General features: G+C 44.0%; 8 protein-coding genes. 4 read left to right on the top strand and 4 right to left on the bottom strand.

Annotated elements, in window-relative coordinates; genetic code table 11:
• Positions 1-92: 92 nt before the first annotated feature.
• Complete coding sequence (locus tag HHA42_RS12600; RefSeq protein ID WP_168526739.1) at positions 93-515, top strand: NUDIX domain-containing protein; 423 nt, start codon at positions 93-95, stop codon at positions 513-515.
• A gap of 57 nt (positions 516-572) precedes the next feature.
• Here the strand turns inward: HHA42_RS12600 and HHA42_RS12605 are convergent, their stop codons facing one another.
• Both HHA42_RS12605 and recG read right to left on the bottom strand, forming a co-directional pair.
• Entirely contained in the window at positions 573-1,208 is a 636-nt protein-coding gene (locus HHA42_RS12605; RefSeq protein ID WP_168526741.1) for a phosphoribosyltransferase family protein, read from the bottom strand.
• A gap of 15 nt (positions 1,209-1,223) precedes the next feature.
• The gene (recG, locus tag HHA42_RS12610) at positions 1,224-3,269 is read right to left on the bottom strand and encodes an ATP-dependent DNA helicase RecG (protein WP_168526744.1); all 2,046 of its coding nucleotides are present in this window, start codon (positions 3,267-3,269) and stop codon (positions 1,224-1,226) included.
• A gap of 36 nt (positions 3,270-3,305) precedes the next feature.
• Between recG and HHA42_RS12615 the strand changes: the two genes are divergently transcribed.
• Positions 3,306-4,127, top strand: coding sequence for an NAD-dependent epimerase/dehydratase family protein (locus tag HHA42_RS12615; RefSeq protein ID WP_168526746.1), 822 nt, complete (start codon positions 3,306-3,308; stop codon positions 4,125-4,127).
• 53 nt (positions 4,128-4,180) lie between these two features.
• On the opposite strand, the gene plsB is transcribed toward HHA42_RS12615, so the two are convergent.
• Entirely contained in the window at positions 4,181-6,745 is a 2,565-nt protein-coding gene (gene plsB, locus HHA42_RS12620) for a glycerol-3-phosphate 1-O-acyltransferase PlsB (protein WP_168419478.1), read from the bottom strand.
• 291 nt (positions 6,746-7,036) lie between these two features.
• On the opposite strand from plsB, the gene HHA42_RS12625 reads away from it, so the two are divergent.
• Entirely contained in the window at positions 7,037-7,909 is an 873-nt protein-coding gene (locus HHA42_RS12625; RefSeq protein WP_168419477.1) for an acyl-CoA thioesterase II, read from the top strand.
• Between the two features lie 158 nt (positions 7,910-8,067).
• Positions 8,068-9,309 carry a dicarboxylate/amino acid:cation symporter gene (locus HHA42_RS12630; RefSeq protein ID WP_168419476.1) on the top strand — a complete coding sequence of 414 codons (1,242 nt, stop codon included), beginning with the start codon at positions 8,068-8,070 and terminating at the stop codon, positions 9,307-9,309.
• Between the two features lie 53 nt (positions 9,310-9,362).
• On the opposite strand, the gene HHA42_RS12635 is transcribed toward HHA42_RS12630, so the two are convergent.
• Complete coding sequence (locus tag HHA42_RS12635; protein ID WP_168419475.1) at positions 9,363-9,776, bottom strand: VOC family protein; 414 nt, start codon at positions 9,774-9,776, stop codon at positions 9,363-9,365.
• Positions 9,777-9,859 lie beyond the last annotated feature (83 nt).

Raw genomic sequence — 9,859 nt, forward strand, 5'->3', positions numbered from 1 at the left:
TTACACGCTTGGCAACAAGACATTAACAGAGTGCGAATTAGTCCTTGACTATGTTTGACTACATTTTAAGGAACAGTTGACCAAGTAAGCACATGTATAAAACTCATCCTCACACCATTACTGTTGCGGCGGCGATTATTTTAAATGCTGAACAGCAGTTATTGGTGGTACGTAAACGGCATACCCATTGTTTTATGCAGGTGGGTGGCAAATTAGAACCCAATGAAGCACCTGAAACGACCATGTTGCGTGAAATCGCGGAAGAAATTGGCTGTCAGGCACAAATTCAACAATTCATTGGACGTTATGAAACCGCAACAGCCAATGAACCTGACAGCCGTTTAGTCAGTTATGTGTATTGGGTGCAGATTGATCAAGCACCTCAAATTGCTGCTGAAATTGCCGAAATGAAGTGGGTTGATTTAGATGATCAAGACACTTTGCTGGCACCTCTGACCCGTGAGGTGGTGATGCCTTGGTTAAAGCAACAATTCGCACACGGCAAATGCTTGTAAGGTTGTGTCTTTTAATTGTTGAATGGCGTCACTTTGAGGGTTAAAGCACTAGGTACTTTATTCAGCACTGGCCACACATGCCGCATTGACCTTATGACAGCCAAGATTAAGCAATTGCTGTTTCAGTGCGTGAATTGAGCTGCCTGTTGTGACCACATCATCTACAATTAAAACCCGACGATAACGAATTTTAGGCACAGTCTGAATTTGAAATTGCTGATGAATGTCTTCCAGACGCTCTAAGCGGCTTAAGCCTTTTTGTGCATGCTGTTGCAAGCGAGTCACAGGTTGCCAAATGGGCACATTTAGATGTTTAGCCAAAGACTTAGCCAGCACTAAAGATTGGTTATAGCCACGTTCGGCCAAGCGTGCAGTGGAAATAGGCATAGGCACAATTGCCTGAATTTTGTCATAGCGCAATTGCTGTAATGCACCTGCTAACAGCAGTTGGTACTGTAACTGTTGTTCATATTTGAATTGTTGAATCATGCGATTGATGGGATAAAGATAATCAAATGCGACTTGAATCTGCATTTCTTGTCGTTGAACAGGCTGACTGCGCCAAGGCAGTTGTTGCCAACAGATTTGACAGACCGCATGTTGCCATGGCGCATCTACATGACATAACTGACAGCGTTGTAGTGGCTTGAACAAGGCAAGCCCACGTTGTAATACAGTTAAATCCAGACGCATCGCATGATCCTGCATTTAAACATAGGCATAACGTGGTGCTTCAGGCAACCAGCGTTTCAATAAGGCTTCGGCATGTTCAGGATAATCTTTTAAAATTTGCTGTGCGACATGATGTGCCTGTGCCAGTAAATGATCATCCCGTTCTAATTTAGCGACTCGAAAGCCCATAGCACCTGTTTGTTTGGTGCCCAGTAACTCACCAGGGCCTCGCAGTTCTAAATCTTTTTCTGCAATGATAAAACCGTCATTGGTTTCACGCATAATCCGTAGACGTTCCTGTCCATTTTGTGAGAGTGGGTTTTTATATAGCAGCGCACAGAAACTGGCTTTGGCACCACGTCCAACCCGTCCACGTAACTGATGTAGTTGTGAAAGCCCTAAGCGCTCGGCATTTTCAATCACCATAATGGAGGCATTAGGTACATCGACCCCGACTTCAATGACAGTGGTGGCAATCAGTAACTGCAATTGGTTGTCTTTAAATTGCTGCATCACCGCCTGCTTTTCATCGGCTTTCATTTTGCCGTGTACCAGTCCAATATTCAGCTCAGTAAAGCGCTCTTTAATTTCAGCAAAAGTGGCTTCAGCCGCTTGTGCATCCAAAGTTTCAGACTGTTCTACCAAAGTACAGACCCAGTAAGCTTGTTTGCCTTCGGCACAATTGCTGGCAATGCGCTGTAGAACTTCTTCACGTCGATCTAGCGGAATAGTCACAGTTTGAATAGGTGTGCGTCCTGGCGGCAGTTCATCTATGACAGAGGTATCTAAATCACCATAGGCAGACATCGCCAATGTTCGTGGAATAGGTGTTGCAGTCATGACCAATTGATGCGGTGTGGTGTGGTTGGCGCCTTTATTGCGTAAGGCCAAACGTTGATCGACCCCAAAACGGTGTTGTTCGTCAATAATCACCAAACCCAGTTTGGCAAATTGCACATTGTCCTGAAACAGCGCATGTGTACCAACGACTAAATTGGCACTGCCATCCTGAATGGCGAGTTCAGCTGCAGCGCGTGCCTTGCCTTTTTGTTTACCTGATAGCCATGCCACAGTTAAGCCAAGCGGCTCAAACCATTTTTTAAAGTTGAGATAATGTTGTTCTGCCAAAATTTCAGTTGGTGCCATCAGTGCAACTTGCCAGCCTTCTTCTAGGGCATGGCACGCAGCAACCGCAGCGACCAAGGTTTTACCTGCACCAACATCGCCCTGTACCAAGCGCAGCATGGGTTTATTACGCTGCAGGTCTTGCATAATTTCATGTGAAACCCGTTGCTGTGCGCCTGTCATTTGAAAGGGCATGCTACTGAGTAAAGCAGGTGCTAGTTTTTGACTAGGGGAAAATGCAGGCGAGGCAATTTGCTGAATATAGGCGCGGCGGGTCAGTAAGCTGACTTGATGTGCTACCAGTTCTTCAAAAATCAGGCGTTGCTGTGCAGGATGTGAGCCTTGCGCCAATTGTAGCATATTGGCATCGGTGGGCGGATGATGAATATAGTCCAGTGCCTGCTTGAGTGCATAGCCATTGGTCATTTTTTCAGGCAGCAGCTCGGGTAAATCATCACTATGCTGTGCCAAAGCTTGTTTGACGTATTCGCGTAATTTGGCCTGAGTCAGTCCATCAGTACTTGGGTAAATTGCAGTCAGTTGAGTTTTAGGCAGAGGGGTATGTTCGGTAATCAGTTGCAGTTCGGGATGGTACATTTCCAAACCACGTGCACCCACGCGTACTTCACCAAATACTCTTAAACGGTTGCCATGTTTGGCACGGTCTGTAATACCTTTATAAATATGATAAAAACGCAAAGTGATTTTGCCAAATTCATCTTCTAAATTGACTGCCATCGACTTGCGTTTGCCAGGAGGGAAATCCACTCCTTTGACCACACCTTCGAGTAAATAGCTGCGCCCCACACTCAATTGGTTCATGGGGATGATCATGCTACGATCTTCATAATCACGCGGTAGATGAAACAGTAAATCATCTGTGGTGAAAATATTTAATTTTTCGAGTAATGCAGCAGAGGCAGAGCCTACCCCTTGCAACTGATGGACTGCAGCCATGTCCCCTCAACTTCAAATGCTATGATTAGGTGCTGAATGCATATTCTATTTATTGGTTATGGTAAAACATCGCAGCGTGTTGCAAAACAACTATTTACGCTCGGTCATCAAATTACCACAATTAGCCGCAGTCCGAAAACAGATCCTGATATGACGCATCTTGTTCAGGAGATTCATCAGCTCGATTTATCACATATTCAACCTATTGATGCTGTTTATGTACTGCTTGCACCATCACGAAATACGGCTTTGAGTCCTGTAGCGGCGTATCAACACACTTATGTAGATTCTGTGCAGCCGATTGCAGCTGCCTTAAAAGCTCATCCTGTAAAACGAATCACTGTGGTGTCCTCTACACGAGTCTATGGCGACAATGCAGGTGAATGTATAGATGATGATACGGTGCCTAATCCGAGTGATGCACAAGGGCAAATATTGTTGCAAATGGAGCAATTGTGGCAACAGGCTTACCCTGAACAATGTGTGATTGTGCGCCCTTCAGGTATTTATGGTACTTCGGTTGCACGAATGCTCAAACTTGTGGGAAGCACGCAAAGTTACCCCAATATACATTGGTCAAATCGGATTCATATTGATGATTTGGCAAGCTTCTTGGCAGATTTACTTCACGTGGTACATCCTGCAAAATCATATATCTGTAGCAATAATCAGCCACAGCCTTTGCATGAAATCATTTTAAAACTTCAGCGTGCATGTGCTTTAGCTGAGTTGGTGCTGGAAAGTGAGCAGGAAACGGGGAAAAGGATTTTTGCTACGCGGATGGAGGAAACTGGATTTCAGTTAGAGCATGCAGATTGCTTTGAGGATTATGCAAAGTTATTCGCTGCAATAGAATAATAAAAATTCCTTCTCTTGCGCCATATAGGGTGCAAGAGAAGGAACTTTAAAAACTATTTCTTTTTACGTTTCAAGCGTTTTTTCGCTTGCTGTGCAGCCAGTGCATCTAAGGCTTCACGCAACTCTTCATCACTGAAGGTGGTGATGTGTTGTAACATTTGCAAAGTCACATCATCTAAAACCAAGTTGGCATATTGTGCGACGTTTTTAAAGTTGTCGTCAAACACAATCGCATTGTCACTATTGGTACTGATATAACCCTGTTGCGTCAGCACTTTGATAAAGCTTTGGAATAAGGCTTTGTCAAAGAATTCAGGCGAGTTAAATTCATACAGCACCGACAAACGCTGACCGACCAAGTGGCTCAATTCTTCGACCTGACGTGCAGAAATATTGCCTGAACCACGTTGTGTGATTAAAGCCAAGGTCATGTAATAGCGCTCCAAACTCTGCATCACAGGTGCAGCCAAGACCACCAGTTGGTTATGATCTTCACTGTTTGGTGCAGGAGAAATTAAATTGCCTTCTGCATCTTCAGAAATTAATTTGGCCTGAATTAGAGCTTCTACATACGCACAAATTTTTTCTTTAAGCTCTTGATCTTGCCATTTTAAGAACAATTCAGCTTTCAAGAATGGATATAAAGTACGAATGACATTGATGAGATCGCCACGACGAATCGAACCGTTGTGTTCTACCAACGCCGCAATTAATGATGGCAAAACAAAGGCATGCAAAATGTTGTTGCGGAAGTAGGTGAGCAGTACCGCCTGATTATCTGCAATTGCAATAATATCACCCAATACGTGCTGTACGCGTTTAATCAGTTTGAGCTTTAAGCCGTAGGCAATAATTTCTTTGCCTGACAATGGAGTGACTTGGGTGCGCTCATCATAAGGCAGGGCAGTGAGCAGCTTACGGTAAGTATCTAACTGCTTCTCGCAAATTTCTTCATCTAGCGTGTGTTTTGGTGTCGCCAGTAAAATTAAAGACAGCAATGAGACAGGGTTGATTACCGCAGCACGGTTAATGTTTTCTAAAATCGCATGTGCTGATGTGTTTACCGCATCTGAAACTTGTGGCGGAATTGGATCATCATTTTTTTCAATGCTGATGTGTTCTGCATCGTGTTGTTTTAGTACGTCATCTAAAAACACAGGTTCGCCAAAATTGACATGCACCTTGCCAAAAATCCGTTCAATCTTTCGCATGGTTTTTAAAATGCCCATTAGCGATTCAGATTCTTTTGGCTTGCCTTGCATTTCGCCCACATAGGTTGAGCCTTCCATCAGGCGTTCATAACCAATATAGGTTGGTACAAAAGCAATCGGTTTAGCACGACCACGTAAGTGACTATGAATGGTCATGGCCAACATGCCTGTTTTAGGTGGCAACAAACGGCCTGTGCGTGAACGTCCACCTTCAATAAAGTATTCGAGCGGCGTATTGCGTGACAAAATACTAAACAAATATTCTTTAAAGACAGTGGTATATAAACCATTGCCACGGAAGGTACGACGAATAAAGAACGCACCGCCTCCACGAAGCAATTGCCCGACAAATGGCATATTTAGGTTGTCACCTGCCGCAATGTACGGCACCATCATGCCTCGTTTGTAAATCACATAAGACAGCAACAAATAGTCGATATGACTACGGTGACATGGGGTATAGATAATTTCATAATCTTTGGCCAGTTCGCGCACGGTGCTGAAATTATGCACTTCTACGCCATCGTATAATTGTGTCCATAAGCGGGTCAGTGCCATATCGGCAAAACGTACTGCTGCATGCGAGTAGTCCGACACAATTTCGTTCAGATAACCAATCGCACGACGCTCAGCTTCAATCACGCTAATTTTACTGCGTAGACTTTCACGACGGATGGCATCTTGCACATCGGGAGACTTGATCAGGCTGAGCATGACATTGCGACGGTCAGACAAGTCTGGACCAAGTACGACTTCACGCTGCCCATCTAAATAATTATTTAGGGTGTTGACAATAAAGGTCGCAGGCGACAGGTTGGGATGCTCGGTTTTGGCATGTTCAATCAAAGCACGTAAAGATTGCGGCTCATGAAACTCCAAATAAGACTGACGACCATGTACCCCAATATTCATCAATTGTTTGACTGTACCTGGGGTTGCCCATGTATCGGTAAACAGCAATTTAAACCATGAATCTTCTTTGTCGGGAGAGCGTCCCCACAACACGGTTACAGGCACCAACTCAATATCAATTTCTGGGTGCTGTTCTAATTGTTCAATTAAACGCAGCAAGCGTGGTGGGAAAGCATAAGGTGGTGGATTGAGTAGGTTGTTTTCATCGTGATGCTGTAAAAACAGAATCGAGGCTTTTTCCTTATGTGAACCCATCACTAAAGGATCCAGCGCAGGGCTGAGTTTTAAACGACGTGTTTCACCATCAACGACCAAGGCATTACTGCGAGAGTGGTTCTGCAATACATAACAGGTGATGGTAGTACGTGAGGTATCTGAGTCTGCATTTGCTGCATCCTTGACAGGGACTTCACCCAGAACATGCGGTGTCACCACAAGGTCAAGCAGCTTGCCTGAAAGCTGACGATACATTTGACCAAAACCACGCTTGGACATATTCACTCCTACTTCATCACCCAAGTCCCTAGCTGGTAGGGAATTTATTTTGCGCCATTGTATCTAATAATGGCACAGCATTTTTAGATAATTTGCATGAATATTGTTAGATTTTATCGTTAAAAATCGTCTTTTTAGCAAAATAAACGTAATTCAGGGTGACACAAGGGTCAGTCTTAGATGAGTAAAATACTCAGAATTTATGGCAAAATAGCGCTACGATTTTACGGTTCAGTTTCTGAATCGATTTCGCTGCAACATCCCGCCGCTTGGCCATAAATAAGGTTAGTCATGAACGCACTTACGCAAGAATTGGTTGAACTTCTTCGTTTAGAAAAGTTGGAAGAAAATATCTATCGAGGCATTAGCCGCAACTTGGTAGGCAAGCGTGTCTTTGGTGGGCAGGTTTTAGGACAGGCTTTGCGTGCTGCTTCTAATACTACAGATCGTCCTGCGCACTCCTTACATGCTTATTTCTTATTTGGTGGTGATGTCAATGCACCCATTATTTATGAAGTTGACCGCTTACGTGATGGTAAAAGTTTTTCTAGCCGTCAGGTGCGTGCGATTCAGCATGGACGTACTATTTTTACGGCAATGGTGTCGTTTGCGCCATTGGAAGAAGGCTTGAACTATCAAATTTCAGAGCCGAATTATCCAGCCGCTGAACTTTTAAAAAATGAAGCTGAATTAAAACAGCATATTGTTGAATTTGTACCTGAAAACGTTCGCGCCAGTTTTATGCGTGATCGTCATGTTGAAATTCGTCCAATTAACCCGAGCAATCCTTTTTTACCCCAGCCTGAAGCGCCTGTTTATGCGCACTACATTCGCACACACGATGCGATTGCCCCAGAAGTGGATGAAGTCTCTTTACATCAGGCTATTGCCGCATTTTATTCAGACTTAACTTTAATGACGACAGCACTTCGCCCACATGGTTTAAGTTATTTATCGCCAAGTTTGCAGTGTGCCAGTATTGACCATGCCATGTATTTCCATAAGCCATTCCGTGTAGATGACTGGATGTTATATGACATGGATGCGACCATTAGCAGCAGTTCACGTGGTTTGAACTTTGGGCGCATGTGGCAAAATGGTGAATTGGTGTGTAGTACCAGCCAAGAAGGTCTGATTCGTTTACGTGAAATTGAAACTCAATAATACATTTTGGGTGAAATTTACCTTAATTGGCCGACTGTTATGCAGTCGGTTTTTTATTGCTTATATAATTGCGTTTGGGCTGTGCCTAAAAATATTTCTCGATTCAACCCACGCTGCATGGCATAGTCCACACATCATATTAAAAAATTAAACAGCGTATGAGCCTCAATACACAAATATTCATTGCCGCAATTTTGGGTGTGGTGTTTGGTTTTATACTGAATTTATTTCCAGATACCGCATTTTTTTCAGCCAGTTTGTATGGCATAGGCATTGTGAGCAGTATTTTTATCGGCTTACTGAAAATGCTGTTAATCCCGCTTATTTTTAGCTCGATTGTGGTCGGGGTATCGAATTTACAAGCCGTGGGGCAGTTAAGTCGAGTCTGGAAAATTACTTTGGCATGTTGTGTTACTACCACCACACTGGCTTTAATTTTAGGTTTGGCCTGTGCACATTTATTTGCTGTCGGCAAAGGTGTGGATATTGTGATGTTTCAGGATGCGATGGCGCAGCATCAAACCCCAGACACGCTCACACCCTCTTCTTTTTTTACCAACTTCATTCAAAACACCTTAATCAATCCATTTAAAGCTTTTGCTGAAGGCAATGTTTTGGCGGTGGTGATTTTTGCCTTGTTGGTGGGTGTGGCGCTGGTTAAAGGCGGTGAGCATTTTAAAACGGTTCGTAAACTCAGCCAGCAATTCTTTGAAATTATGATGTTGATGATTGGTTGGGTAATGAAACTGGCACCATTTGGTATTTTTGCCTTATTGGCCAAGTTGGTCGCCACTGAAGATATTTCAGTACTTAGCCGTTTGGCAGAGTTTGCCACCGTTGTGACAGGTACCACCATTTTTCATGGTGCGGTGGTGTTGCCTTTGCTGTTATGGGTTTTTGGCAAGATGGATCCGATCACCTTTTTTAAAGGTACACGTGCGGCGCTGATCACTGCTTTTGCCACTAGTTCCAGTTCGGCCACCATGCCGCTGTCTATGAAATGTGCACAGGAAAATTTAGGTGTACGGCCGCAAACAGCAGGCTTTGTGATTCCGCTAGGTACACAATTGAATATGGATGGAACGGCCTTGTATGAGGCGGCCGCAGCACTGTTTATTGCCAACTTAATGGGGCTGGATTTAAGTTTAGGGCAACAACTGATTGTCTGTGCGACGGCCATGATTGCCTCACTCGGTGCGCCAGGTATTCCTAGTGCAGGAATGGTGACCATGATTATGGTATTGCAGTCGGTTGGTTTGCCCGCAGAGGCGATTGCAATTTTATTGCCCATAGATCGTTTACTAGATACCGTGCGTACCGTGGTGAATGTGCAGGGCGATATGATGATCAGTGTGGTGGTCGATCGGCATACCCGTGAAGACCCTGCATTAAATACTTAAATACCGTGCTTCAAGCGATATTTCACTAAAAGGACATATTTTTAGTGAAAGGTTTATTCCCAGCAAGGGCTATAAACGACTTCCCAAATATGACCATCTAAGTCCTGAAAATAACCTGCATAGCCGCCGTAAAAGGTGCTCTGTGCAGGTTTTAAAATTTTTGCACCTGCATTTTGCGCTTGCTTTAATACCTGATCTACTTCAAGTGGGCTATGTGCGTTATGGCCCAAAGTGATTTGTGCTGTGCCTTGTTCGGCAGGGGCGAAGCCAATGTCCTGTTGTAAGCTGTGTTTAGACCATAATGCCAGTTTTAGCCCCGCTTGCAGTTCAAAAAATACGACAGCACCTTGTTCAAATTCCTGACCAATAATGCCTTCAGTGGCAAGCCCTAGACCGTCACGGTAGAACTCAAGTGCACGTTGTAAATCTTCTACCGCAAGGGTAATGACTGAAAGATGTGCCCGCATGTTTGATCTGTTCCTTAAAATGTAGTCAAACATAGTCAAGGACTAATTCGCACTCTGTTAATGTCTTGTTGCCAAGCGTGTAA

The organism is Acinetobacter sp. A3, from assembly GCF_012371415.1.
GTDB lineage: Bacteria > Pseudomonadota > Gammaproteobacteria > Pseudomonadales > Moraxellaceae > Acinetobacter.

Coding starts and splice junctions, on each gene's coding strand:
- HHA42_RS12600 (WP_168526739.1), top strand. CDS start 93: ATGTATAAAACTCATCCTCACACCATTACTGTTGCGGCGGCGATTATT.
- HHA42_RS12605 (WP_168526741.1), bottom strand. CDS start 1,208: ATGCGTCTGGATTTAACTGTATTACAACGTGGGCTTGCCTTGTTCAAG.
- recG (WP_168526744.1), bottom strand. CDS start 3,269: ATGGCTGCAGTCCATCAGTTGCAAGGGGTAGGCTCTGCCTCTGCTGCA.
- HHA42_RS12615 (WP_168526746.1), top strand. CDS start 3,306: ATGCATATTCTATTTATTGGTTATGGTAAAACATCGCAGCGTGTTGCA.
- plsB (WP_168419478.1), bottom strand. CDS start 6,745: ATGTCCAAGCGTGGTTTTGGTCAAATGTATCGTCAGCTTTCAGGCAAG.
- HHA42_RS12625 (WP_168419477.1), top strand. CDS start 7,037: ATGAACGCACTTACGCAAGAATTGGTTGAACTTCTTCGTTTAGAAAAG.
- HHA42_RS12630 (WP_168419476.1), top strand. CDS start 8,068: ATGAGCCTCAATACACAAATATTCATTGCCGCAATTTTGGGTGTGGTG.
- HHA42_RS12635 (WP_168419475.1), bottom strand. CDS start 9,776: ATGCGGGCACATCTTTCAGTCATTACCCTTGCGGTAGAAGATTTACAA.